At 66.6% G+C, this 23246-nt stretch carries 25 protein-coding genes; 5 read left to right on the plus strand and 20 right to left on the minus strand.

Annotation, left to right across the window (positions count from 1 at the left end; translation table 11 throughout):
• Window positions 1-81 precede the first annotated feature (81 nt).
• Entirely contained in the window at window positions 82-1812 is a 1731-nt protein-coding gene (locus ACYX4P_RS11730; protein ID WP_248116570.1) for a cytochrome c biogenesis protein DipZ, read from the plus strand.
• On the opposite strand, the gene recO is transcribed toward ACYX4P_RS11730, so the two are convergent.
• From recO to ACYX4P_RS11745, 3 genes are all read right to left on the minus strand, one after another.
• Complete coding sequence (recO, locus tag ACYX4P_RS11735) at window positions 1809-2540, minus strand: DNA repair protein RecO (protein ID WP_248116572.1); 732 nt, start codon at window positions 2538-2540, stop codon at window positions 1809-1811. The genes ACYX4P_RS11730 and recO overlap by 4 nt on opposite strands.
• A gap of 46 nt (window positions 2541-2586) precedes the next feature.
• The gene (locus tag ACYX4P_RS11740) at window positions 2587-3069 is read right to left on the minus strand and encodes a nuclear transport factor 2 family protein (protein ID WP_248116573.1); all 483 of its coding nucleotides are present in this window, start codon (window positions 3067-3069) and stop codon (window positions 2587-2589) included.
• A 69-nt stretch (window positions 3070-3138) separates the two neighbouring features.
• Window positions 3139-3750 (minus strand): flavodoxin family protein, encoded by a 612-nt coding sequence (locus tag ACYX4P_RS11745; protein WP_248116575.1) that lies wholly within the window; start codon window positions 3748-3750, stop codon window positions 3139-3141.
• Window positions 3751-3924: 174 nt separating this feature from the next.
• Here ACYX4P_RS11745 and ACYX4P_RS11750 point away from each other — a divergent pair, with 174 nt between their 5' ends.
• A complete protein-coding gene (locus tag ACYX4P_RS11750) occupies window positions 3925-5439 on the plus strand; it encodes an acetyl-CoA hydrolase/transferase family protein (protein ID WP_248116577.1) in 1515 nt (504 codons plus the stop codon).
• Here the strand turns inward: ACYX4P_RS11750 and ACYX4P_RS11755 are convergent.
• From ACYX4P_RS11755 to folK, 11 genes are all read right to left on the minus strand, one after another.
• Window positions 5436-6674 carry a serine hydrolase domain-containing protein gene (locus ACYX4P_RS11755; protein ID WP_248116579.1) on the minus strand — a complete coding sequence of 413 codons (1239 nt, stop codon included), beginning with the start codon at window positions 6672-6674 and terminating at the stop codon, window positions 5436-5438. The genes ACYX4P_RS11750 and ACYX4P_RS11755 overlap by 4 nt on opposite strands.
• A 15-nt stretch (window positions 6675-6689) precedes the next feature.
• Window positions 6690-7637 carry a GTPase Era gene (gene era, locus ACYX4P_RS11760; protein ID WP_248116580.1) on the minus strand — a complete coding sequence of 316 codons (948 nt, stop codon included), beginning with the start codon at window positions 7635-7637 and terminating at the stop codon, window positions 6690-6692.
• Window positions 7634-8344: a ribonuclease III gene (gene rnc / locus ACYX4P_RS11765; RefSeq protein ID WP_248116583.1), complete on the minus strand. Its 711-nt coding sequence runs from the start codon at window positions 8342-8344 to the stop codon at window positions 7634-7636. The genes era and rnc overlap by 4 nt, the downstream gene beginning before the upstream one ends.
• The gene (gene lepB / locus ACYX4P_RS11770; protein WP_248116585.1) at window positions 8344-9237 is read right to left on the minus strand and encodes a signal peptidase I; all 894 of its coding nucleotides are present in this window, start codon (window positions 9235-9237) and stop codon (window positions 8344-8346) included. The genes rnc and lepB overlap by 1 nt, the downstream gene beginning before the upstream one ends.
• A gap of 55 nt (window positions 9238-9292) precedes the next feature.
• Window positions 9293-9694 (minus strand): holo-ACP synthase, encoded by a 402-nt coding sequence (gene acpS, locus ACYX4P_RS11775; protein ID WP_248116587.1) that lies wholly within the window; start codon window positions 9692-9694, stop codon window positions 9293-9295.
• Complete coding sequence (locus ACYX4P_RS11780) at window positions 9691-10428, minus strand: pyridoxine 5'-phosphate synthase (RefSeq protein WP_248116589.1); 738 nt, start codon at window positions 10426-10428, stop codon at window positions 9691-9693. Before ACYX4P_RS11780 ends, acpS begins: the two co-directional genes overlap by 4 nt.
• A 144-nt stretch (window positions 10429-10572) precedes the next feature.
• Window positions 10573-11157: an orotate phosphoribosyltransferase gene (pyrE, locus tag ACYX4P_RS11785; RefSeq protein ID WP_248116591.1), complete on the minus strand. Its 585-nt coding sequence runs from the start codon at window positions 11155-11157 to the stop codon at window positions 10573-10575.
• Between the two features lie 50 nt (window positions 11158-11207).
• Window positions 11208-11966, minus strand: a complete 759-nt coding sequence (locus ACYX4P_RS11790) for an LOG family protein (protein WP_248116593.1) — start codon at window positions 11964-11966, stop codon at window positions 11208-11210.
• On the minus strand, window positions 11963-14032 hold the full coding sequence (locus ACYX4P_RS11795) for a RelA/SpoT family protein (RefSeq protein ID WP_248117257.1): 2070 nt from the start codon (window positions 14030-14032) through the stop codon (window positions 11963-11965). The genes ACYX4P_RS11790 and ACYX4P_RS11795 overlap by 4 nt, the downstream gene beginning before the upstream one ends.
• 224 nt (window positions 14033-14256) lie before the next feature.
• Window positions 14257-14616: a DNA-directed RNA polymerase subunit omega gene (gene rpoZ / locus ACYX4P_RS11800; protein WP_054765722.1), complete on the minus strand. Its 360-nt coding sequence runs from the start codon at window positions 14614-14616 to the stop codon at window positions 14257-14259.
• Between the two features lie 101 nt (window positions 14617-14717).
• The gene (gene folK, locus ACYX4P_RS11805) at window positions 14718-15299 is read right to left on the minus strand and encodes a 2-amino-4-hydroxy-6-hydroxymethyldihydropteridine diphosphokinase (RefSeq protein WP_248116595.1); all 582 of its coding nucleotides are present in this window, start codon (window positions 15297-15299) and stop codon (window positions 14718-14720) included.
• Between folK and ACYX4P_RS11810 the strand changes: the two genes are divergently transcribed.
• Together ACYX4P_RS11810 and ACYX4P_RS11815 are read left to right on the plus strand one after the other, a co-directional pair.
• Window positions 15298-15834, plus strand: coding sequence for a LabA-like NYN domain-containing protein (locus ACYX4P_RS11810; RefSeq protein ID WP_292046232.1), 537 nt, complete (start codon window positions 15298-15300; stop codon window positions 15832-15834). The genes folK and ACYX4P_RS11810 overlap by 2 nt on opposite strands.
• Window positions 15831-16469 carry a uracil-DNA glycosylase gene (locus ACYX4P_RS11815; RefSeq protein ID WP_248116600.1) on the plus strand — a complete coding sequence of 213 codons (639 nt, stop codon included), beginning with the start codon at window positions 15831-15833 and terminating at the stop codon, window positions 16467-16469. Before ACYX4P_RS11810 ends, ACYX4P_RS11815 begins: the two co-directional genes overlap by 4 nt.
• A gap of 10 nt (window positions 16470-16479) precedes the next feature.
• Here ACYX4P_RS11815 and smpB read toward each other — a convergent pair whose 3' ends face one another.
• Both smpB and dapA read right to left on the minus strand, forming a co-directional pair.
• Complete coding sequence (smpB, locus tag ACYX4P_RS11820; RefSeq protein ID WP_248116602.1) at window positions 16480-16950, minus strand: SsrA-binding protein SmpB; 471 nt, start codon at window positions 16948-16950, stop codon at window positions 16480-16482.
• A complete protein-coding gene (gene dapA, locus ACYX4P_RS11825; protein WP_248116603.1) occupies window positions 16950-17834 on the minus strand; it encodes a 4-hydroxy-tetrahydrodipicolinate synthase in 885 nt (294 codons plus the stop codon). Before dapA ends, smpB begins: the two co-directional genes overlap by 1 nt.
• Before the next feature lie 125 nt (window positions 17835-17959).
• Here dapA and ACYX4P_RS11830 point away from each other — a divergent pair, with 125 nt between their 5' ends.
• Entirely contained in the window at window positions 17960-20020 is a 2061-nt protein-coding gene (locus tag ACYX4P_RS11830) for a lytic transglycosylase domain-containing protein (RefSeq protein WP_248116606.1), read from the plus strand.
• On the opposite strand, the gene ACYX4P_RS11835 is transcribed toward ACYX4P_RS11830, so the two are convergent.
• The 4 genes from ACYX4P_RS11835 to ACYX4P_RS11850 are packed head-to-tail and all read right to left on the minus strand — an operon-like array spanning window position 20014 to window position 23184.
• Complete coding sequence (locus tag ACYX4P_RS11835; RefSeq protein ID WP_248116608.1) at window positions 20014-20769, minus strand: ABC transporter ATP-binding protein; 756 nt, start codon at window positions 20767-20769, stop codon at window positions 20014-20016. The two genes, ACYX4P_RS11830 and ACYX4P_RS11835, sit on opposite strands and share 7 nt — an antisense overlap.
• Entirely contained in the window at window positions 20766-21755 is a 990-nt protein-coding gene (locus ACYX4P_RS11840; RefSeq protein WP_248116610.1) for a FecCD family ABC transporter permease, read from the minus strand. The genes ACYX4P_RS11835 and ACYX4P_RS11840 overlap by 4 nt, the downstream gene beginning before the upstream one ends.
• A complete protein-coding gene (locus ACYX4P_RS11845) occupies window positions 21752-22558 on the minus strand; it encodes an ABC transporter substrate-binding protein (protein ID WP_248116612.1) in 807 nt (268 codons plus the stop codon). Before ACYX4P_RS11845 ends, ACYX4P_RS11840 begins: the two co-directional genes overlap by 4 nt.
• Window positions 22555-23184, minus strand: a complete 630-nt coding sequence (locus ACYX4P_RS11850) for a TetR/AcrR family transcriptional regulator (RefSeq protein ID WP_248116614.1) — start codon at window positions 23182-23184, stop codon at window positions 22555-22557. Before ACYX4P_RS11850 ends, ACYX4P_RS11845 begins: the two co-directional genes overlap by 4 nt.
• Between the last annotated feature and the right edge of the window lie 62 nt (window positions 23185-23246).

Here is a 23246-nt window from a genome sequence, read left to right on the forward strand (position 1 = left end):
TTGGGGGATAAGCCGACGCGGAGGGTGACCGAAAGTCTGCGCCGTTCGTATGAAGTCACACACTCTGCGTCAGGCCGTCCGATGATCCTGTTCCTGCTGTCCTATCTCGCCGGTGTTCTGACCATCGTCAGCCCCTGCATCCTGCCCGTTCTGCCGTTCGTGTTCGCTCGGGCGGGCCGGCCGTTCTTGAGAAACGGCTTTCCGCTGCTTGTCGGCATGGCCGTCACCTTCGCCGGGGTCGCCACCCTGGCGGCCCTGGGCGGCGGCTGGGCTGTGCGGGCCAATGCGGTCGGGCGCTGGATCGCCCTGGCCGTCATGGGCGTACTGGGCCTCAGCCTGTTATTCCCCGCCCTGGGTGATCGGCTGACGCGCCCGTTCGTGGCGGCGGGGTCCTGGCTGACGGACAAGGCCGAGCGGCATGGCGGAGACCAGGGCGACGTGCGGGCCTCCCTGTTGCTGGGCGTGGCCACGGGGCTGCTGTGGGCGCCGTGCGCGGGTCCGATCCTGGGATTGATCCTGACCGGCGCAGCGCTTCAGGGCGCGGGCGTGGGCACGACGGTCCTGCTGCTGGCCTATGCAGCGGGGGCAGCGACGTCGCTGGCCCTGGCCCTGCTGGTCGGGGGGCGGGTGTTCAAGGCTATGAAGGGCGCGCTGGGCGTTGGCGAATGGGTGCGCCGGGGCCTGGGTGTTCTGGTCATGATCGGCGTTGTCGTGATCGGCCTGGGAGCCGACACCGGCTTGCTGACCCGTATTTCGGTTGGCAGCACGGGCCGGATCGAACAGGCGCTGCTGGGCGGGATCGGTCGTGGGATGCCGACGAACGCCGCGCCGACGAACCTGGCCGATCTGCCGGTCGAGGGCGTGATGCCGCCGCTGACCGGCGCCACGACCTGGATCAACACCCCGCCGCTGACGACCGAGCAGTTGCGCGGCAAGGTGGTGGTGGTCGATTTCTGGACCTACTCCTGCATCAATTGCATCCGCTCCATCCCCTACGTCCGCGCCTGGGCCGAGAAGTACAAGGATCAGGGGCTGGTGGTGATCGGCGTCCATACGCCCGAGTTCGCCTTCGAGAAGTCCGAGGCGAATGTGCGTCAGAACATTCGGCGGCTGGGCATCGCCTATCCGGTGGCGATGGACAATGATTTCGCCGTCTGGCGCGCGTTCAGGAACCAGTATTGGCCCGCCCACTATTTCATCGACGCCAAGGGCCAGATTCGCCACCATCACTTCGGCGAAGGCGACTACGCCGGATCCGAGCGCGTCATCCAGCAACTGCTGAAGGAGGCCGGCGCGGCCGGTGTCGCCAATGATGTGGTCAGGGTTCAGGCCAGCGGGGCCGAAGCGGCCGCCGACATGGGACAGGTCGGCTCGCCCGAAACCTATGTCGGTTATGCCCGCGCCGAAAACTTCCGCTCGCCCGGCGGCCTGGGCCGCGACATCGTCAAGACCTATGCGGGCGCGCCGTTGCAACTGAACGACTGGAGCCTGGTGGGCGACTGGCGGGTCACGCGCGAACACGCCGATCTGCAGAACCCTGGCGGTCGCGTCGCTTTCCGGTTCAAGGCGCGCGACCTGCATCTGGTCATGGGCCCCAGCCAGACCGGCGCCACGCCCCGATTCCGCGTCACCATCGACGGCGCCGCCCTGGGCGTCGACGCCGGTTCGGACATCGACGCCCAGGGCCTGGGCCGCATTCAGGGTGAAAGGCTCTATCAGTTGATCCGCCAGGCGGGGCCGGTGCGCGAACGCACCTTCGAGATCGAGTTCCTTGACCCCGGCGTTCAGGTCTTCGCCTTCACCTTCGGCTAAAGCCGGCCGGCCTCGGCCAACTTGTCCAGCATCCAGACGCGGGCGGGCGGCAGAGGCCGGTTCTGGGGGTGGAACACGAACTGCTCCAGGAAGTGGCCGGTCAGGTCGAACCCGGCCCGAACATCGCCCTCGATCAACCCCGCCTGCGCGCCCAGCATGAAGGGCGGCAGCGCCAGCATCTTGTCGGCATAAGGAGCGCCGGCGTCACGGCTGACCGCCCGGCCGGTGCGGGGACTGACATAGATCAGGTCATCCGCCGTGCCGGTCGCCGCACATTTCGACAGGTCCAGACCAAAACCCAGATCCTCCAGCAGCCCGGCCTCGAACCGTACGAAGATGGCGGGCCAGACATCCGGCAGGGCGAAGGCCGTCATCAAGGCCTCGAACGCCAGGAAGACGCCGGGATGCGGCTCGCGCTCCGGCAAGGCGCCCTGCGCCACCCCGGCTGCGGCCGCCAGGCCTGTCAGGGCCAGGGCGTCGTCGAACAGGGCGCTGGGGCCCTCCCCCACAGGTTCCAGCCGCGCAGCGCCCAGATGGTCCGCTGTGCGCGCCCGGTAGTCCGCCACCACCCGCGCCCCTGCCTGCAGAAAGGGCCGCATCTTGCGCGACGCGCCACCCGCCACATAGGCCGAACGCCTTCCGTGCCCCTCGGTCAGCAGGTCGACAACCGCGCCCGTATCGCCGTGGACGCGGGCCGACAGAATATAGGCCTCTTCGTGGAAATCCATCGCCACGACTTAGCGCGGCCCCGCGAAGTTGGCCATACGTTCCGCCCTAATGCGCGGGCGCCGCGTCGCCCTTGATCAGGGCCACGACCGCATCGGCCTTGTCGTTAGGCACTGCGATGCTGAGCACATATTGTTCGATCTTCCACCCGTCGTCCGTCAGGCGCATGACGCCAGAGCCGCGCGTCTCGCCATAGGACGGGCTTGCCAGCTTCTCCTCGAACCAGGCGATGCAGCGGCAGTCGATCGGGGCGATGGTGATGGTGCGAGACATAGCGGGAAACGACCAGGCGCTGTCGTGCTTGAACCACGGCTCGGCGAAGGCGCGGAACTGCTCCATCGTCCAATGCTCACTGGCGTCGGTGCCGACGAAGCGGGCGTCTGGGGCGAACAGGTTGAAATAGGTCGCTTCGTCGGCGGTGGACGAAGCCTGGTTCAGGCGATCCAGCACCGAGGCCACCTGCGCCTCGGCGGTAGGGGCGGCTGTCGTGGACTGCGACAGGGCCAGGGCGGCGATCAAGGCGGTGAACATGGCGATCTCCCTTCGTCGGTTTGGGACGGTGCAGCCCCGGACGTCCTGCCGCAAGCCGCAATCGGGCGCTTAGTCCGCGCTTTCCGGCACGGGATAGGTATCCGGTTTCAGCACCTTGGCCAGGGCCAGCAGATTGCGCGCGGCGTTTCGGCCCACACGGTCGGCGTAGTCGTGGCCCTGGTCCGTCTCAACATAGTCCGGCCCCGGTCCCGGCCCCAGGTGCCAATAGGTCCAGCTTTGCGCCGGCATGGTGAACCCCATGTCGATCAGCGCCTGGGATACGGTGGCGACGATGTGGTGGGCGCCGTCCTCGTTGCCCGTGATCACGATGCCGCCCACCTTTCCGAAGGCGACGGGCCGGCCGCTATCGTCGGTCTCCTCGAACAGGGCGTCCATCCGCTCCAGGGCGCGCATGCAGACGCTGGACATTTGGCCAACCCAGGTCGGCGTGGCGAACACCACGATATTGGCCGCCATTATCTTTTCGTGGACCGCAGGCCAGTCATCGCCCTCGCCCTGATTAGTCTTCACGCCGGGCTTTAGGTTCAGATCGACCAGGCGGACCAGATCCGTGTCCGCGCCGCCCTTCTTCAATTCGTCGATCACCACCTGGGCCAGGGCCTCGGTGCTGGACGTCTCAGGCGACGGCTTCAGCGTGCAGTTCAGGATCAGGGCTTTCATCGGCGGGTCCTTTGATGGGCCTCCAGCTAACCGATGGCCGCATTCGGCGTTCCCCCTTGATCGAGATCATGGACGGGGGGCGTCGTCTCGACCAAGGTCGAATGGATCACCGCCGTCGCCCCGACTAGCACCGGGCGGCCCCAGGCCCTCCCCGGCCGCAGCCCACAGCCGTCCATGTCATCGCGTATCCGCAACCAGGCCCTCAAATCCAAGGTCATGTCGGCCCACGACGCCGCCGCCCTGATTTCTCCCGGCTCGACCATCGGCATGAGCGGCTTCACCGGATCGGGCTATCCCAAGGCCGTACCGCCCGAGTTGGCCCGGCGGATCGAGGACGCCCACGCCGCCGGCGACGCCTTTCGCCTGAATCTGTGGACCGGCGCCTCGACAGGGCCGGAGTTGGACGGCGCCCTGGCCAAGGCCGACGGTATCGAGCTGCGACTGCCCTATAACTCCGACCCCATAGCGCGCGAGAAGATCAACGCGGGCCAGATGGAATACCTCGACATGCACCTAAGCCAGCTGGCGCCTGCCGTCTGGCAGGGTGTGCTGGGGGCGCTGGATACGGCGGTGATCGAGGTGTCGGCGATCAACGACGATGGCTCGCTGGTGCCGTCATCGTCCATCGGCAACAACAAGACATGGTTGGACCGCGCCGACCGCGTGATTCTGGAGGTCAACCGCTGGCAGAACGCGGCGCTGGAGGGGATGCACGACATCTACTACGGCACCGCCCTGCCGCCCGACCGCGTGCCTATTCCGCTGACGCGGCCAGACCAGCTGATCGGCCAGCCCAGCCTGCGTTGCGACCCCGACAAGATCGTCGCCATCGTCGAGACAGATGCGCCGGACCGCAACCTGCCCTTCGCCGCGCCCGACGCCACGGCGCGCGCCATCGCCGGTCATCTGATCGAGTTCCTGAAGCACGAGGTGAAGGTCGGCCGCCTGCCCGCCGGCCTGCTGCCGCTGCAATCCGGCGTCGGCAATGTCGCCAATGCTGTGCTGGCGGGCCTGATGGACAGCCCGTTCGAACGGATGGCCGCCTATACCGAAGTCATCCAGGACGGGATGCTCGACCTGCTTGACGCGGGCAAGCTGACGGTCGCCTCAGCGACCGCATTTTCGCTCAGCCCCGAGGCGGCGGCCGATCTGAACGGTCGGATGGCCCAGTTCCAGGGCAAGATCATCCTGCGCCCGCAGGAAATCTCGAACCACCCAGAGCTGATCCGTCGCCTGGGCTGCATCGCCATGAACGGACTGATCGAGGCCGACATCTATGGCAACGTCAACTCGACCCAGGTGATGGGATCGCGCATCCAGAACGGCATCGGCGGATCGGGCGACTTCGCGCGCAACGCCTTTATTTCCTGCTTCGTGACGCCCTCGACGGCCAAGGGCGGCAAGATTTCCGCCATCGTGCCCATGGCCAGCCACGTCGATCACATCACCCAGGACGTGCAGGTTCTGGTCACCGAACAGGGGCTGGCCGATCTGCGCGGCCTGTCGCCCAAGCAGCGCGCCCGGGTCATCATCGCCAACTGCGCCCACCCCGACTATCGCGACGCCTTGGTCGACTATTATGGCCGGGCGCTGAAGGGATCGTACGGCCTGCAGTCTCCGCATCTGTTGGACGAGGCCCTGTCCTGGCACCAGCGCTTCATCGAGACGGGCTCGATGAAACCGACCTAGCGCGCCAGGGTCGTCGGGAAGTCACGCCCGAGGGCCTCGGCCATGCCCTGTTCCGCGATCAGGAACACCTGGTCACGCAGATGATAGTTGTTGGACAGGACAATCACCGTCACGTCCTGATCCGGTTGATAGAGCATCAGGTTGCGAAACCCGCCCCAACTGCCGGTGTGATAAATCTGGCGGTCCTGGAAGCTGGGCCGAACCTGATCGCCCAGACGGTTCGAGAAGATGCCATATCCCCAGTCGCGGCGCGGATGGCTGCGCTCGTTCGGTTTGGTGTCGGCGGGCGCGTGGTCGGCCAGCATCTGCTGATAGCTGGCCGGCGTCAGCAGCGATCCGCGATGCAGGGCCCGCTGCCAGACCAGCAGGTCGTCCAGCGTCGAATAGACGGCGCCCGCCCCCGCCACGATGGAGGTGTTAGCGTTCGGCTGGGCCGCCAGGCCGCCAGGGAAGTTGGCGTATCCCATGATGACGCCGTGATCGCCGCCGTCCAGATCCAGCCCGGTCTCCTTCATACCCAGCGGCTTGAAGAAGGCGTCGCGCATATAGGTCTGGAACGGCTTCCCACTGGCCTTTTCAACAATCGCGGCGGCCAGGTTGAAGCCGGCGTTGTCGTATCGAACCTCGGTTCCCGGCTCGAACTGAAGGCCGAACCGCTTGGAATCCTCGGTCAGGTCCTCCAGCGTGGCGTGGGTTGTGCGACGCATCCCCCAGCCCGGCCGCGCCATCAGGTCTGGAATGCCCGAGGTATGCGACAGCAGATGGCCGATGCGGACGGCCTGCCACGCCGCCGGACACGGCTGAATCCATTTGCAGATCGGATCGGAGACGTTCAGACGGCCTTCGTCCTGAAGCTTCAGAATCGCTGTTGCGGTGAATTGCTTGGAGATCGAGGCCAGGCGGAATCGCGATTCCAGCTTCAGCGGCCGATCCAGTTCGTAGTTCGCCTTGCCGTACACCTGACGGAACAGCACCCGGTCGCCCTTGGCCACCAAAACCGCGCCCATGAAGCGCCCCGCCGCCGCTTCGCGATCAAGGCGGGCGGTCAGTTGCGGCAGGTCCTGGACGACTATGACGGGAGGACGCGGCGGAGCGTTTGCCCGTTCAGCGATCAGGGCCGTGTCGCTTTTGGGCGCGACGGTCGTGGCCACGCCCGCCCAAATCGCCGCGCCAAGGATCAGCGCCCCGAGGACGCCCAGAACGAGCCGGGGATGCCCCCCGGCGGTACGCGGCACTTCAAACACGGGAACTCAGACGTCGAAATCCAAACCGAACTGGGCGTACAGGGCGCGGCTGTCCTGCCATTTCGGATCGACCTTGACGGTCAGGAACAGATGGACCTGGCGGCCCAGGATATCGTTCAACTCCTCGCGCGCCTTCTGGCCGATCCATTTCAAGGTCTGACCGCCCTTGCCCAGCACGATGGGCCGCTGGCTCTCGCGCTCGACATAGATCGTTTGTTCGATGCGGGCCGAGCCGTCGGCGCGGTCCTCGAAACTGGTCGTCTCCACCGCCGCCGAATAGGGCAATTCCTCGTGGACGCGAAGATAGACCTTCTCGCGCGTGATCTCCGCAGCCAGCACGCGGACCGGAACGTCCGCCGCCTGATCCTCGGGATAGAGCCAAGGGCCCTTCGGCATCGAGCGCGCCAACCGCTGCTTAAGGTCTTCGACGCCGTCGCCGTTGGCGGCCGAGATCATATAGACCTCTTCATAGACGCCGCTCTCGAACAGTTTCTGCGACAAGGCCAACAGGGTGTCGCGGCGCATGCCGTCGATCTTGTTCAGCGCCAGGATGACCTTGGTCTGGGTGGCCTGAAGATTGGCGATGATGGTCTCGGTGTCCTCGGCCGAGCGGCGGTCGGCCGCCGTGCCCTCGCGCCCTTCGGAATCGATATGCGACTGGGCGTCGATCAGGTGAACCACGACATCGGCGTCCTCCGCCCCGCCCCAGGCCGAGGCGACCATGGCCCGGTCCAGCCGACGGCGCGGCGTGAAGATGCCCGGCGTGTCCACCATGACGATCTGGGCGTCGCCCTCCATGGCGATGCCGCGCACGGGAAAGCGGGTCGTCTGCACCTTCTGGGTGACGATGGAGACCTTGGACCCGGTCAGCCGGTTGACCAGCGTGGACTTGCCGGCGTTCGGCGCGCCGATGATGGCGGCAAAGCCTGCGCGCTGGTTTTCGATATCGGTCAAATGACGCCTTCACGTTTGAGCAGGGCCATTGCGGCCGCCTTCTCCGCCTCCTGACGCGAACGCCCTTGCGCGGTCAAGGGCTGCACGTCCTGCACCGTCACTTCGACGGTGAATGTCGGCGCATGATCCGAACCCGTCCGATCCGCCACGCGATAGGTCGGCAGCGGCCGTCCCTGCCCTTGCGCCCACTCCTGCAAGGCCGACTTGGGATTGGTCACGGTGCGGGACGGCGGCGCCGACAGTTCCTCAGCCCAGGCCTGTTCGAAGAAAACGCGCGCCGCATCCAGGCCGCCGTCCAGATAGACCGCCGCCAACAGGGCCTCGACCGCATCGGCGATGACGCCCGCCTTGCGACGTCCGCCGGTCTTGGTCTCGCCTGGCGACAGCCTAAGCGCCAGGCCGACGCCCAGGGCCTCGCCCACGCGGGCGCAGGCGTTCTTGTCGACCAGAGCGTGCAGACTGGACGACAACTGGCCCTCGTCGGCCGTGGGAAAGTCGCTGGACAGCCGCTCGGCCACCAGCAGCCCCAGCACCCGGTCGCCCAGGAACTCCAGCCGTTCGTTGTCGCGCGGGCCATGCACGCCCGCCGGCGCCCCCTCACCCACACTAGCGTGGGTCAGGGCGCGCTCCAGCAGCGCCTTTTCCTTGAACGCATGGCCGATACGGCGCTCAAGCGCGACGACCGCCTCGGCCCGCAGATTGGCCATCAGTGCAGGACGTTGAAGAACCGGTCCAGACGCACGTTGAACCAGCTGACGGGGTTCCACAGCGAGGAGCCGGGCTTCCACGAGAACAGGATGATCTGCGCCTTCCCGACCAGGTTCTCGGCCGGGACCATGCCTACGCCGCTGGACTGTTCGACGCGGCTGTCGATCGAGTTGTCGCGGTTGTCGCCCATCATGAAGTAATGGCCGGCAGGCACCTCATACGCGAGGGTGTCGTCCAGATCGTTTCCGGGACCGAAGTCCTGGGTCATGAAGCTCTTGCCCCCGGGCAGGGTTTCGCGGACCTCGGTGACCGGGCGCGGGCCGAAGATGTCCTCGATCTCGGTCCGGCTGACGATCACGTCCTGAACGGGCTTGTCGTTGATATACAGCTTGTTGGCGATCATCTGGATGCGGTCGCCAGGCAGACCGATAACGCGTTTGATGAAGTCGGTCTTGTTGTCGCGCGGCAGTTTGAACACGACGATATCGCCGCGCTTGGGCGCCGAGCCCATGATCCGACCATCGAACAGCGGCGGGCTGAATGGGATGGAGTGTTTTGAGAAGCCGTACGACCATTTCGACACGACGATATAGTCGCCTTCGTACAGGTTCGGCTCCATCGAGGCGGACGGAATGGTGAAGGGCTGGAACAGGAATATCCGCAGCACCATGGCGATCAGCAGGGCGAAGACGATGGTCTTGAAGATTTCGCCGGTCTCGCTGGCGGCCGACGCCTTTTTGCCGCGTTGGCCGGGCTTGTTGGCGTAAACCTTCTGGTTCGCCGTGGTCGGCTCCTGAACCGACTTGACCGGAGCGTCGGCTTCCGACGCCGCAAAACGTTCCTCGGGGGTGGCGTCGCGATTGGCGTCGTCGGGCTTTTGGTCTTCGCTCATGCGATCAGGCATCCTCGCCGCGTCCGCGCGGTCATCGGGCACGCCTATAACCTGATTACGACTGCGGCAAGGCTTCGATCACCACGAAAGCCAGTGCATAGGGATGTTCGTCGCTCAGCGTCAGGTGGATTTTCGCCTCGTGCCCCGCCGGCGTCAGACGCGCCAGATGCTCGGCCGCATGGCCGGTCAGCGCCATCGTCGGCTGGCCCGAGCGCAGGTTCACCACGCCCATGTCGCGCCAATAGACATCGGCCCGCATCCCCGTGCCCAAGGCCTTTGCGCAAGCCTCCTTGGCGGCGAACCGTTTGGCGTAGCTCCAGGCCGGGTCCGGTTTGCGGTCCGAGCGCGTACGTTCCAACTCGGTGAAGCAGCGGTTCTTGAAGCGATCCCCGAACCGATCCAACGACGTCTGGATGCGGCGGATGTCGGAAAGATCGGCGCCGACCCCGATGATCATGCCGCGTCCATCGCAGCGCGCATCCGGCGGATGGCGGCGTCCAGACCGATGAAGATCGATTCGCCGATCAGAAAATGGCCGATGTTTAATTCGCGGATTTCCGGGATAGCCAGCATGCGCGGAGCCGTGTCGTAATCCAGCCCATGCCCCGCATGGACCTCAAGCCCCAGGATGTCGGCCTGGGCGGCGGCGGCGGCGAGACGTTCGAACTCCACCTCGCGTTCGCCGGGATCGGTCAGATGGCAGTAGCGGCCCGTGTGAAACTCAACCACCTGGGCGCCGACGGCGGCGGCGGCCTTGACCTGAGCTTCGGACGGTTCGATGAACAAGGACACCCGGATATCGGCCCCGGCCAGCGTCTTCACGACGGGGGCGATAAGCGCCTCTTGACCGGCGACCGCCAGTCCACCCTCGGTCGTCACCTCCTCGCGCCGTTCGGGCACCAGGCAGGCGGCGTGCGGCCGGTGACGCAACGCGATGGCCAGCATCTCATCCGTCACAGCCATCTCCAGGTTCAACGGCTTGCCCGCGCGGGCACACAGGGCGCTCAGCACGTCGATGTCGGCGTCGGTGATATGGCGGCGATCTTCGCGCAGATGGGCGGTGATGCCGTCGGCGCCGGCGGCCAGCGCCGCCTCGGCCGCACGGGCCGGATCGGGATGCGCCCCGCCGCGCGCGTTCCGTACGGTGGCGACGTGGTCGATGTTGACGCCGAGGCGGACGCGCTGGTTCATCTCAATTCCCGCTCATCCCGACGAAAGCCGGGACCCAGTTCTTTTGTATCACCGTCCGCCTGCCGACGGCCTGCGCGTCTAAGTTCCGCCCATCGCCCAAAGTGCTGGGTCCCGGCTTTCGCGGGAATGAGCGGACAGAGGATTTCACTTCGACAAACGCCGGCTGCCAGGATCTTCCACCGGCAGCGCTGCCAGTTCCGGCGGCAGGGCGTGGGCGGGATAGGCCGGTACATCCAGCGAGGCCAGGGCGATCAGGGGCACGCCCACATCCGCCTTTCCGCCCGAGCGATCAACGATACAGGCCGCCGCGATGACCTCGCCGCCGGCCGCCTGGATGGCCGCGATGCATTCGCGCGAGGACAGGCCGGTCGTGACGATGTCCTCGACCATGACGACCTTCTCGCCCGCCTCGACCGAGAAGCCGCGACGCAGTTTGAAAGCGCCGCCTTCGCGCTCGACATACATCGAACGAACCTTCAAGTGCTTGGCCGTCTCATAACCGGGAATGATGCCGCCCACAGCCGGTGAGATGGCGACATCCACCGGACCGACCTTGGCCACGATCTTCTCGGCCAATGCCTTGCACAGGCGCTCGCAGCGCGCGCCGTCCATGAAGACCAGGTTCTTCTGCAGGAAGACCGGGCTGTGCAGGCCGGAGGATAGGACGAAATGGCCTTCGCGCAGGGCGCCGGCGTCGCGGAATTCGTTGAGGACGTCTTGGGTGTTCATGACGGCGTTCTAGACCCGGATCGCGCGCGGATGAACCCACCCGCTGCGCTTCAGTCGATGTTTTCGTTCGGCCGCAGACCGCGCGCCAGAAGTTCCGCCCAGACACCCTCGGCGTCTTCCGCGAAACCGATCAGGTCCATATCCGAGGCCGCGATCATCCCGTGCTCGATCAGGGCCTCGAAACCGATCACCGACGTCCAATAGGCCTTGTCCACCAGAACGACGGGCACCGGCGGCGCCTTGCCCGTCTGGCGCAGGGTCAGGATTTCAAACATCTCGTCGAAGGTGCCGAATCCGCCCGGAAACACCACCAGGGCATTGGCGCGCATCGCCAGATGCATCTTCCGCATCGCGAAATAGTGAAATAGGAAGGTCAGTTCGGGCGTCGAATAGGCGTTCGGCTCCTGCTCGTGCGGCAGGGTGATGTTGAAGCCGACCGAGGGTGCGCCAGCTTCGAGCGCCCCGCGATTGGCCGCCTCCATGATGCCCGGCCCGCCGCCGGTGGCGATGACATTGTCGCGCGGTTCGCCGATCGATCCCCGAAACGCACCGCCCCGTTCGGACGCCAGCCGCCCAAAGGCCCGCGCCTGTTCGTACCAGCGATGGCCTTCGCGGATGCGGGCGCTGCCGAAGACGACGATGGTGGAGCGCACGCCCCAGGCCCTCAGCGCCTCCTCGGCCTTGGCGTATTCCATCAGGAACCGCACGCCGCGCATGGAATCGCCCATCAAGAAATCCTGATCCATCGCCGCCATGCGATAGGACGGCGACGCCATCTGGGCGGCGTTCGGCTTGGTCGTTTCGGTCATTCGCCGCGCGCGCGTTCCACGGAATCCACGGACGGATTGGCGCGCAGCGCCGCGATGATCATGGTCGCGTGCTTGGCGTCCTCGACCTCGACATCCACGTCCACGTCGAAGAAGTCTTGCTGACGGTGCGCCATCGACAGATTGATGATGTTGCCGCCAGCCTCCCCGATCAGGGTCGTCACCTGACCCAGCACGCCCGGCGCATTGCGAATCGTCGCACGGATGCGAGCGGCGGCGACCGCATCCGTCTCGGCCTGGGGCGTCCACTGCAGATCGTGCCAGACCGAATCGTCGTCGGCGAATGCCGCCAGGGTCTGGCAGTCGATGGTATGCACCGTCAGTCCGGCTTCCGGCTCCAGAATGCCCACAATTCGGTCACCCGGCACCGGGGTGCAGCATTGGCCGAAATGGACCGACACGCCGGGCGTCAGACCGCCGCCGCGCACGAACAGACGCGCCTTGTCGCCCTCGATCCGCTGCTTCTCCGGCCCGGCCTTCAGTCGTCCCTTCAGGGCGGGGAACAGAATCTCGGCCGTCGCGGTCGGCGAAAGACGCCCGCGCCCCAGCCCCTCGAACAGATCGTCCTCGCTGGTCGTGGCCAGGGTTTCCAGCACCGGCTTCAGCGACACGTCGGCCAGCGACTTGTCGATGCGCGCCAGGGTCTGGTCCAGGGCGACGCGGCCCAGCTTGACGAACTCCTCGCGCTCGGAGGTGCGGATATGACGACGGATGGCGGACCGGGCGCGGCCCGTCACGGTCAGGCTGCGCCAGTCGGCCGGCACCTCACGCTTGGAGCCGCGAATGATCTCGACCACGTCGCCGTTCTGCAGCGGCGTGCGCATCGGCTTCAGCTCGCCGTTGACCTTGACGCCAACGGCGGTGTCCCCGACCTCGGTGTGGACGGCGTAGGCGAAGTCAAGCGGCATTCCCCCGCGCGGCAAGGTGACCAGTTGCCCCTTCGGCGTGAAGACGAACACCTGATCCAGGTACATTTCCAGCTTGGCGTGTTCGACCCAATCCTCGCCGCCTTCGCCGTGTTCGATGACCTGAACCAGATGGCGAAGGTTCTGCAGCGGGTCGCGACCACCGCCCTGCTCCATCGCCTCGCGGTCGAAGCCATAGGACTGGTTTTTGTAGCGCCAGTGGGCGGCGACCCCGTCCTCGGCGACGCGGTCCATCTCCTCGGTGCGAATCTGCATCTCGATCCGCAGGCCGCGCGGGCCAACGACCGTGGTGTGCAGCGAGCGATAGTTGTTCGACTTCGGCGTGGAGATGAAGTCCTTGAACCGTTCCGGCACCATCGGCCATTCGCGGTGGATGACGCCCAGCGCGCGGTAACAGTCGTCTTCCGCCTCCACGATGACGCGGAAACCATAAATGTCGGACAGCGACGAGAAGCCGACCGACTTCCTCTGCAGCTTGCGCCAGATCGAATAGGGGGTCTTCTGCCGGCCATAGACCTTGGCCTTCAGCCCGGCCTCTGACAGCACTCGCTCGACCTCGCCCGCCACGCCTTCGATGGCGCGACCATGCTCTAGCTTCAGCGCTTCCAGCCGCCGCTCGATGGCGGTCTTGGCGGTCGGGTTCAGATGGGTGAACGCCAGTTCTTCCAGCTCGGACGCGATCGAGTGGATGCCGATGGACCGGCCCAACGGTGCGTAGACCTCCAGCGTCTCGCGGCTGATCCGCTCGCGCTTCTCGGGCTTCACGTACTGGAGCGTGCGCATATTGTGCAGGCGGTCGGCCAGCTTGACCAACAGCACCCGCACGTCCCGACTGATGGCAAGGATGAATTTGCGCAGGTTCTCGGCCTGGCGCGTGTGCTCGGCCTGAAGCTCCAGCCGCGACAGCTTGGTCACGCCCTCAACAAGGACCGCGACCTCTTCGCCGAACATGCCGGCGATGTCGTCGCGCGTCGCGGAGGTGTCCTCCACCACGTCATGCAGCAGGGCGGTGACGATGGTGGCGGTGTCGAGCTTGTAGTCTGTCAGTATGCCCGCGACCTGGATCGGGTGGGCGAAATAGGGATCGCCCGAGGCCCGCAACTGCGAGCCGTGCATTTTCATCGCATAGACATAGGCGCGGTTCAGCAGCGCTTCGTCGGCGGTTGGGTCATAGGCCTTTACGGCCTCGATCAGCTCGAACTGACGCAGAATAGGCGCGCGTTTCAACTTCGGAGCCGAATCGGCGGGCGCCGTCTGGGGTTCGTTTTTGTTTGCAGCTTGGGGCGCCGGCGGAACCGCGTCGGTCCGCGCCGGCAGAATAGTGACGCCAGGGGCTCCCTCGGGCGTCAGTACCGCTCCTCCTGGCCGCCGTCGCGGTCGCTTTGCAACGCGCGGATCAGCTCGGCCTCGGCCATGTTCATGTGCTGCGGTTCGGCCAGCAGGGCGACCGTTTCCGCCTCGTCCTCGGCTTCCGTCCGCTCATCGACGCGCTGCAGCGTGGTGATGATGGTCTCGCGCAGTTCGTCCGGCGCCACGGTGTCGTCGGCGATCTCGCGCAGGGCGACGACCGGGTTCTTGTCGTTGTCGCGGTCGATGGTCAGTGCGGCGCCGTTGGCGATGCTGCGAGCGCGGTGGCCGGCCATCAGCACCAGCCCAAAGCGGTTCGGAACCTTCTCGATGCAGTCTTCGACGGTGACGCGGGCCATGAAATTCCTCGAACGCGGGGGAGAACCGCGTCAAATACAGATGGAGACTGCTTTTTGCAACGCCACAGGGGCGGAAGTTGGGCGCAGCCGCCCTGCCCGGCTCACCTCGTGGGGCGCGCGTCCGATCCGACCGAAGCCGTGCCGGCCAAATCAAGCGCCCTTCTTCCATCGGTCGGATGCGTCCAGTCGGGCGCGATCTCTGCGATCGGCCCCATCACGAACCCTCGTTCGGCTGCGCGGGGATGGGGAAGGATCAGCCCGTCCAGATCGCCGCTCATCCGCCCATAAGCGATCAAGTCCAGATCAAGTGTGCGCGGGGCGTTGCGGACCGAACGCTGGCGGCCGAACGCGTCCTCGATCCGGCCCAGCGTCGCCATCAGAGCATGCGGGTCGTGGGCGGTGCGCACAATCGCAACCCCGTTCAGGAACGGCGGTTCGGATGGGTCGGGCCAGGCCAGGGACGACCACCAACTCGAACGCGCGACGATGTCTATCCCCTCGCTGCGGAACCGCGCCAGCGCCGCCTCCAGCGCTTCGCGGCACGAGGCCCATGCCCCCTTGTCATTGCAGCCCAGCGCAACGATGACTGCCTGATCCAGGTTCAGCGTCTCGTCGATTCCCACATCGGCGCGGGCCTTCGCCGGGGCGTCATTTTCTTCATTTCTTTTGTCGGCTTCAACCATGTTTCATTCCACCGACCGCCTGGCGATCTTCATCGACGGGTCCAATCTCTATTCCGCCGCTCGCGCGCTGCAGCACGACATGGACTTTCGCCGAATGCTGGACTGGTTCCGCGAGAAATCCGTCCTGACCCGCGCCTACTATTACACGGCCATAATCGAGGGCGAAGAGTTCTCGCCGGTGAAGCCGCTGGTGGACTGGCTGGACTACAACGGGTTTTCGGTCGTTACCAAGTCGGTGAAACGCTTCACTGACGGCGCCGGCCACAGCCGGATCAAGGGCAATATGGACATCGAGATCGCGGTGGACATGCTGGAGTTGGCCCCGCACATCGACCACGCCGTGCTGTTTTCCGGCGACGGCGATTTCCGCCGCGTGGTTCAGGCGATTCAGGCCAAGGGGGTGCGGGTCACGGTGATCTCCACCCAAAGGACCCAGCCGCCGCACATCGCCGACGAGTTGCGTCGCCAGGCCGACGCCTTCCTGGACCTGAACGACCTGATGGCCGAGTTCGGCCGCCCGAAGGCCGCGCAATGAGCCTGACGCCCGAGCCGCCTCGCGACTGCCCGCTGTGCCCGCGCCTGGTCGAATACCGCCGGGAGAATGCGCGCCGGAACCCCGACTGGTGGAACGGTCCGGCCGCCTCCTTCGGTGATCCGAATGCGCGCCTGCTGATCGCGGGCCTGGCTCCGGGCCGAACGGGCGCCAACCGCACCGGCCGCCCCTTCACTGGAGACCATGCCGGCTGGCTGCTTTACGACACGCTGAAGAAGGCTGGGTTCGCGCACGGCCATTACGATCCCAACGGGCACGACGACCTGACGCTGACGGATTGCATGATCACCAACGCCGTGCGCTGCGCCCCGCCTGGCAACAAGCCCCTGCCGATCGAAGAGACCAACTGCCGCCCCTTCCTGATCGACCGGCTGAAGCTCCTGCCCAATCTGAAAGTGATCGTGACCCTAGGCGACGTGTCGCGTCGCAACATCCTGAAGGCCTTCGGACGGCCGGCGTCAGCCATGCCGGCGGGCCATGGGGCACAGGGCGAAGCAGGCGGCTATATCATTCTGAACAGTTATCACTGTTCGCGATTGAACACGAACACAGGCCGGCTGACGCCCGAGATGTTCGAGGATATCTTCGCGCGCGTTCGCACTCTGATCGAGGGCTGACCTTCGCGGATCAGCCCTTGTCGCGCATCAGCCGGGCCTTGTCGCGCTGCCAGTCGCGATCCGCGCTGGCCTGCCGCTTGTCGTGCAGCTTCTTGCCCTTGGCCATGGCGATCTCGATCTTCGCCTTGCCCGCCTCGTTCAGATACAGCCGCACCGGAATGATGGTCTGGCCGTCGCGCTGAACGGCGCCGATCATCCGGTCGATCTGTTTGCGATGCAGCAGCAGCCGGCGCGGACGACGCGGTTCGTGGTTGAAGCGATTGGCCTGTTTATAGGGCGGGATGTCAGCGTTGATCAGCACCAGATCGCGCCCCTCGGGCGAGACATAGCTTTCGGCGATATTGGCCCGACCATCGCGCAGCGCCTTGATCTCGGTGCCCAGCAGTTGGATTCCCGCCTCGACGAAATCCTCCAGGAAATAGTCGAACCTGGCTCTGCGGTTCTCCGCCAGAACCTTGGTTTTCGGTTTTTCGGACGCCATCAGCCGACGCCCGCATCCGCCATGGCGCGGTCGATGATCGGCTTGACCGCTTCCGACGTCGGCGAAAGCGGCAGGCGCGCATCCTCATTGCACAGCCCCAACTTGGCCAAGGCGTATTTGGTCGGCGACGGGGAATTGTCCAAAAACAGCGCCTTGCACAGGCCGATCAACCGGCCTTGCCATTCCCGCGCCGTGGCGTAGTCGCCGGCCGTCATGGCGTTGTGAAGCGCGACCATGGCCTCGGGCGCCACATTGGACGCCACGGAGATCAGCCCCACGCCGCCATGCGCGTGATAGCCCAGATAGCTGGGATCATCGCCGGAGATCAGATCGAACTGGCCGGCGATATTGGCGCGCATCCAGCTGACGCGGCTCATGTCGCCCGTGGCGTCCTTGATGCCGACGATGTTGGGGTGGGCGGCTAGACGCGCCACCGTCTCGTTGGTCATGTCTGACCCCGTCCGTCCGGGCACGTTGTAAAGCAGGATCGGCAGTTGAACCGCGTCGGCGACGGCCTCGAAATGAGCGGCCATGCCCGCCTGAGACGGGCGGATGTAATAGGGCGTGACGATCAGCGCCCCGTCCGCGCCCACCGTCTTGGCGTGACGGGTCAGGTCGATGGCTTCCTTGGTGTAGGGCGATCCGGTTCCGGCGATGACGCTGACCCGGCCGGCGACGAGACGCACGCACAGTTCGATGACGTGCTTGTGCTCGTCCAGGTCCATGCTGGCGCCCTCGCCTGTGGTGCCCATTGGTACGACGCCGTGAACGCCTGCGGCGATCTGACGCTCGAGCAGTTTGGCGAATGCGGCTTCGTCCACGTTTCCGTCACGAAGTGGTGTGATCAGGGCGGTGATCACGCCCTTGAACAAGGGGGCGTTCATGAGACTAAGCTGGCCTGCGTGGGGAGTGACGATGGACGGATGTTCATCGCCTTTGCAATGAGCGCGGGACGTTAGGTCGCCAGCGGCTCCGCCGCAACCAGGATTGAATGGGAACAGGACAGATCATGATCGCGACCAGTCTGGCGGCGGCCCTCGCCGTCCTTGCGCCGAACCCGCAGGACGTCCTGCCCACCCAGCCTGTGCCCTATGCGTCGGCGTCCTCGTCCGTGCCCGGCTATTCCGCCACCTATCAGGGCCGCGTGCTGAACGATCAGGACACGGCGCTGTTTCGCCAGGGGCTGGCGGCGGCCCGCGCGCGCGACGTCTTCGGCGCCCAATCCGCCATGTCGCAGATTCGCGACGCCTCGGCCCGCAAGCTGGTCGAATGGGCCCTGATCGACACCTCGGGCGAACAACTGTCCTACGCCGATCTGGCGCGGGGCCAAGGCGATCTGGCCAATTGGCCCCGCGGCGAATCACGTCGCGCCGCCGCCGAGAAGGTTCTGGATCGGTCCGGCCTGGGCGCCGACGCAGCGCTGTCGCTGATGTCGGACGGCAAGCCGACGACGGTCGAGGGCGCCATCGCCTATGCCTCGGCGCTGGAGCAGCGTGGGCGCCAGGATCAAGCCCGCGATCTGGTGCGCGACTGGTGGCGCACGCGTTCGTTCGACGACGCGCCGCAGTCACGAATCCTGGCCCGTTGGGGCGCGTGGCTGACGCCGGCGGATCACGAGACACGCCTGAACATGTTGTTGCTCGGCCCGCACGGCCCGGCGACGCGCAGCATGGTCAATCTGGTGTCGCCCGAGCGCGCCGCCATCGCCAACACGGTCATGACCCTGCGCTCGGCCTACAGCCCCGACGCCGTCATCGCCAATCTGACGCCCGCCCAAGCGGCTGATCCGGCCGTGGTGCTGGAGCGCGTCCGTCTGTTGCGGTCGCAGAACCGCCAGTCTGAGGGCTTCGCCCTGCTCGCCAACCTGCCGCCCGCCCCGTCGCACACGACCGGCGATAACACCCTGTGGAGCGAGCGTCGCAACTATTTCCTGGACGCCCTGCAACAAGGCAACTGGCGCGCCGCCTATGACGCCATGAATGGCCACGGCTTCACCTCGGGCGACCGGATGGTGGACGCCGAGTTCTTCGCCGGCTGGGTCGCCCTGACCAAGCTGAACCAACCCGAGGTCGCGGCCCGCCACTTCGAGGCCCTGCGCACCGCCTCCTCCACCCCCATCACCCAGGGTCGCGCCTACTATTGGCTGGGCCGGGCGGCCGAGGCGCGCGGCGAACGCGACGCGGCGCTGGGCTACTATCGCAACGGCGCCCAGCACTGGCAGACCTTCTACGGTCAGCTGGCGGCCGAAAAGGCGGGCATGACCACGCTTCAGCTTCCCGGCGAACCCGTCCCGTCCCAGGCCGACATCGCCCGGTTCGAAGGCAATGAGATCGTGCGCGCCACACGCATCCTAGGCGAAACCGGCGAGATGAGCCTGCTGCGCGTCTTCGCCTATCAGCTCGACAACGATCTGCCCACCATCAACGATCTGGCGCTTCTGATGGACCTGTCACGCGGCTATGGCGAAGGCTTCACCGCGATGATGGTGGGACGCGCCGCCAGCCAACGCGGCTTCGTCATGCCCGAGCGGATGTATCCGGTGCGTATCCCGCCCCAGGTCGCCGGCGCGGCCCCGTTGGAGTTCACCCAGGCCATCACACGCCAGGAGTCCAGCTTCGATCCCCGCGCCCGCTCCGGCGCCGACGCGCGCGGCATGATGCAGTTCCTGCCGTCCACCGCCTCGGGCGTCGCTCGTCGCCTCGGCATGGGTTATTCGGCCGAACAGTTGTGGGATCCCGACTACAACATGACCTTGGGCAGCTATCATCTGGGCGAGCTGATGGCCGCCAACAACGGCTCCATGCTGCTGGCGACGGTGGGCTACAACGCCGGCCCGGCGCGTCCCAGCCAGTGGATCGCGCGCTGCGGCGACCCGCGCGGCGATGCGGTCAAGACCATCGACTTCATCGAATGCGCGCCCTTCACCGAGACACGCAACTATATGATGCGGGTGATGGAGAATATGGCGGTCTACAAGGCGCGCCTGAACGGCGGCACGGCCCCACTGACGCCCTCGGCCGACATATCGCGCGGCGCGGCGGCAGGCCCCAGGCCCTACGCGGGCTACTGAGCGCGGCGGGCCGTCAGCAGCGGTCCGTTCGGCCCTTCGACCCAGCCGCCGTCCAGCCCGAACGTCCGACGCAGGATGTCGGGCGCCAGGGCCTGCATCGGCGGGGCGTCGGCGACCACTTGGCCGTGAGCCAGCACCACAAGCCGGTCTGCGACGTTCGCGGCCAGGGCGAGGTCATGCAGACTGACCAGCACCCCGGTGCCGCTGTCGGCCCGCACCCTCAATCGCTCCAGTACCAGCCGCTGGGCATCCGGGTCCAGCCCAGCAATCGGCTCGTCGGCCAGCAGCAGCGGCGCATCGACCACCAGCGCCCGCGCCAGCAGGACCCGCGCCCGCTCGCCGCCCGACATTTCCGCCACACCGCGATCCGCCAGATGACCGGCCCCCACCTCCTCCAACGCCGCGCCGGCCCGCGCCAGGGCCTCGGCGCCCGACAGGAAGGGCGCGCCAAGGGCCGCCACCTCAATGGCCGGCAGGTTCCAAGCGATGCGTCGTTCCTGCGGCAGATAGGCCGCTCGTTCCGCGCGCTGACGATGAGACAAGTCGGCGATCCGCGTCCCGCCCAGCCTGACCTGACCGCCAGTGGTCGCCAGCAGGCCGACAGCCGCGCGAATGGCGCTGCTCTTGCCCGCCCCGTTCGGCCCGCACAGGGCGACGACCTCGCCGGCGGACACCGAAAGGTTGACACCATCCAGCACGACGGCCTTGCCCAGCCGCGCCTGAACATGCTCCAGCGACAGCAGGCTCACAGCCGCCACTCCCTCGCCGCGCGCCAGGCGATCAAGGCGAACAGCGGCGCGCCGATCAAGGCCGTGAACACGCCCAGCTTCAGCTCCTGATCCGTGGGCGTCAGCCGCGCCAGCAGATCCGCGACGACCAGCATCAGTCCGCCGGCCAGCGCCGAGGGCGCCAGTATCCGCTTCGCGTCCCCCCGCACCGCCGCCCGCACCAGATGCGGCGCCGCCAGACCGACGAAGCCGATGACGCCGGCCGCCGCAACCGCCGCCCCTGTGGCCAAGGCCGCCGCGATCAAAGCGAATGCCCTGAGCCGCCCCATGTTCAGACCCGACGACGCCGCGCCCTCGTCGCCCAAAGTCAGCATTCTCAGGCCCTGTCCAGACAGGACTGCGAATACGGCCGCGACGATCAACGCCGGCGTCACCCAGGCCACGTCGATCCAGCTTCGGTTCTGCACCGATCCCAACAGCCAGGACATGACCTCGGCCTGCGCAATAGGCGATGGCGACAGGTTGAAGATCAAAGCGGTGGCGGCGCCGGCGAAGCTGGACAAGGCCACGCCGAACAGGATCAACGCTTCCGGCGCCCGCATCGCTCTGGACGCGACGATCAACAGGCCGCCCGCCAGCGCGGCCCCCGTCAAGGCCGAAATTTCGATCAGGCCGGGCACAATCGCTGCGCCCAGGACGATGGCCAAGGCGGCGCCCAGCGCCCCCGTCGCCGACACGCCCAGCACGCCCGGATCGGCAAGCGGATTACGCAACAGCCCCTGCATCACCGCCCCAGCCAGCCCCAAGGCCGCGCCGACGACAAGGGCGCAAACCGCGCGGGGCGCCCGCACCTGCCACAACACTTCCGCCGGTCCCGACGTGGGATCGCCGAAGGCGGCGCCATACTGCGCCCCGGTGAACGCCGTTTCGCCCATCAGGATCGCCAGCGCCAAGGCCGCCGCGATCAGCAGTCCCAGGATAAGGCAGAGTCGCACCATGCCGCTCATGGCCGCCCCTCAGCCATCATCGCCACCGCATCGGCGGCGAACCAGGCTGGGCAGGTCAGGGTCGCTGCGGGCAGGCGCGCCGCCGTCCGCCCCTCGGCGGCCCGACGAACCACCGGATGTCGGCCCGGTCCGCGCAGGTCGGCCCGCAACTGATCGAAGAAGCCCAGGATGAACCGCGCCGGCGGGTTCATGGCGATCCGTTCCACGCTAATCGCGCCGAAACCGGGCGTCGTCGTCAGATTGCGGAAACCCGCCGCCCGCATCATGGCGTCCATCAAGGTTCCTGGTCCCGAGGTGAAGCCTCCCGAGGTCAGATAGACCGCGCCCGGCGCCTGGGTCGCACTTCGCGCAGGCGCGGCGTGGGCCAGCTTGGCGTCCATCCGCTGTTCCAGCCTGTTTCCGCGCTCCACCTGGCCCAGCCCGCCGGCCACCGTGCGAATGTTGCGGCGAACACCCTCCAGATCCACGGCGTCCTCGATCGTGATCACCCGGACCCCGCGCTGTTCAAGCGCCGTCAACAGCCGAGGCTCGCCGCCCCAATAGCGCACCACGACATCCGGCCGAAATCCGACGGCCGCCTCCAGCGTCGGCCGTAAACGCAGCCGCCCGGCGGCTTCGCGCCGCAGCCAGGCGTCGGGATCGTCGGCGCGGGGCGACAGCGCCAATCGCGCATCCGGCGAAAGCGCCAACACATATTGATCCGCACACTGATCAAGCGCCATGACGCGCAAAGGGTCGGCGTCGGCGAAGCCGGCAGCGCCCAGCAGCATCAGGCCCGCCAGAGCCCCCAAGGTCCGCCTCATGGTCTGGGCAGGCCGGCGAACACGGCGTCCAACATCGTGCCGACGAGCAGCTGACGATCCGCCCACGGAAAATACGGCTTGGTGATCATCAGCGACACCACGCCATGCGCTGTCGCCCATATGGCCTGGGCCAAAAGACTGGGGTCGCCCGTCAGCTCGCCCGCCGCCACCGCGTCGGCCACCGTCGCCTGCAACGTCGTGAACAGGCCGGCGCCCAGTTCGCGCGCCATGTCCTGGGCGCCCTCTCGCGCTTCCACCGGCCGCGTCAGATAGATCAGGCGATAGGCGTTGGGATGGGCGAAACCGAACGCGACATAGCCTTCGATCATGCGGCGCAAACGCTGAATCGGCGGCCAATCCTCGTCGGCCACCGCGGCATTGGCGGCGATCAGGCGGGCGAAAGCGTCGCGGCAGATTTCCTGCAGGATCGCGCCCTTGTCCGGGAAATGCATGTAGAGGGCCGTCGAAGACAGGCCGACCTCGTCCGCGATCTTGCGGATGGTGGCGCCTTCATAGCCGTGCTCGACGAAGATTCGCTCGGCCGCCGCCAGGATTTCGCCGCGCCGAGAATGGCCCTCGCCCTTGGGCTTTCGGGTCGTGCGCGAGGATGTCGAGGCGTCGGACAAACGGCTGCTCCAGATCGGGCGTCCTGAATAGCGACAATCCGTCCACGGCGCCAACCGGCTTG

The sequence above is a fragment of the Brevundimonas sp. ABV4_179 genome, from assembly GCF_056311945.1.

Coding starts and splice junctions, on each gene's coding strand:
- ACYX4P_RS11750 (WP_248116577.1), top strand. CDS start 3,925: ATGTCATCGCGTATCCGCAACCAGGCCCTCAAATCCAAGGTCATGTCG.
- rpoZ (WP_054765722.1), bottom strand. CDS start 14,616: ATGGCCCGCGTCACCGTCGAAGACTGCATCGAGAAGGTTCCGAACCGC.
- recO (WP_248116572.1), bottom strand. CDS start 2,540: ATGGATTTCCACGAAGAGGCCTATATTCTGTCGGCCCGCGTCCACGGC.
- ACYX4P_RS11810 (WP_292046232.1), top strand. CDS start 15,298: ATGTTTCATTCCACCGACCGCCTGGCGATCTTCATCGACGGGTCCAAT.
- ACYX4P_RS11845 (WP_248116612.1), bottom strand. CDS start 22,558: ATGAGGCGGACCTTGGGGGCTCTGGCGGGCCTGATGCTGCTGGGCGCT.
- ACYX4P_RS11830 (WP_248116606.1), top strand. CDS start 17,960: ATGATCGCGACCAGTCTGGCGGCGGCCCTCGCCGTCCTTGCGCCGAAC.
- ACYX4P_RS11840 (WP_248116610.1), bottom strand. CDS start 21,755: ATGAGCGGCATGGTGCGACTCTGCCTTATCCTGGGACTGCTGATCGCG.
- ACYX4P_RS11730 (WP_248116570.1), top strand. CDS start 82: ATGATCCTGTTCCTGCTGTCCTATCTCGCCGGTGTTCTGACCATCGTC.
- acpS (WP_248116587.1), bottom strand. CDS start 9,694: ATGATCATCGGGGTCGGCGCCGATCTTTCCGACATCCGCCGCATCCAG.
- ACYX4P_RS11745 (WP_248116575.1), bottom strand. CDS start 3,750: ATGAAAGCCCTGATCCTGAACTGCACGCTGAAGCCGTCGCCTGAGACG.
- folK (WP_248116595.1), bottom strand. CDS start 15,299: ATGGTTGAAGCCGACAAAAGAAATGAAGAAAATGACGCCCCGGCGAAG.
- pyrE (WP_248116591.1), bottom strand. CDS start 11,157: ATGAACACCCAAGACGTCCTCAACGAATTCCGCGACGCCGGCGCCCTG.
- dapA (WP_248116603.1), bottom strand. CDS start 17,834: ATGAACGCCCCCTTGTTCAAGGGCGTGATCACCGCCCTGATCACACCA.
- lepB (WP_248116585.1), bottom strand. CDS start 9,237: ATGAGCGAAGACCAAAAGCCCGACGACGCCAATCGCGACGCCACCCCC.
- ACYX4P_RS11790 (WP_248116593.1), bottom strand. CDS start 11,966: ATGACCGAAACGACCAAGCCGAACGCCGCCCAGATGGCGTCGCCGTCC.
- ACYX4P_RS11740 (WP_248116573.1), bottom strand. CDS start 3,069: ATGTTCACCGCCTTGATCGCCGCCCTGGCCCTGTCGCAGTCCACGACA.
- rnc (WP_248116583.1), bottom strand. CDS start 8,344: ATGGCCAATCTGCGGGCCGAGGCGGTCGTCGCGCTTGAGCGCCGTATC.
- ACYX4P_RS11780 (WP_248116589.1), bottom strand. CDS start 10,428: ATGAACCAGCGCGTCCGCCTCGGCGTCAACATCGACCACGTCGCCACC.
- ACYX4P_RS11795 (WP_248117257.1), bottom strand. CDS start 14,032: ATGAAAATGCACGGCTCGCAGTTGCGGGCCTCGGGCGATCCCTATTTC.
- ACYX4P_RS11815 (WP_248116600.1), top strand. CDS start 15,831: ATGAGCCTGACGCCCGAGCCGCCTCGCGACTGCCCGCTGTGCCCGCGC.
- smpB (WP_248116602.1), bottom strand. CDS start 16,950: ATGGCGTCCGAAAAACCGAAAACCAAGGTTCTGGCGGAGAACCGCAGA.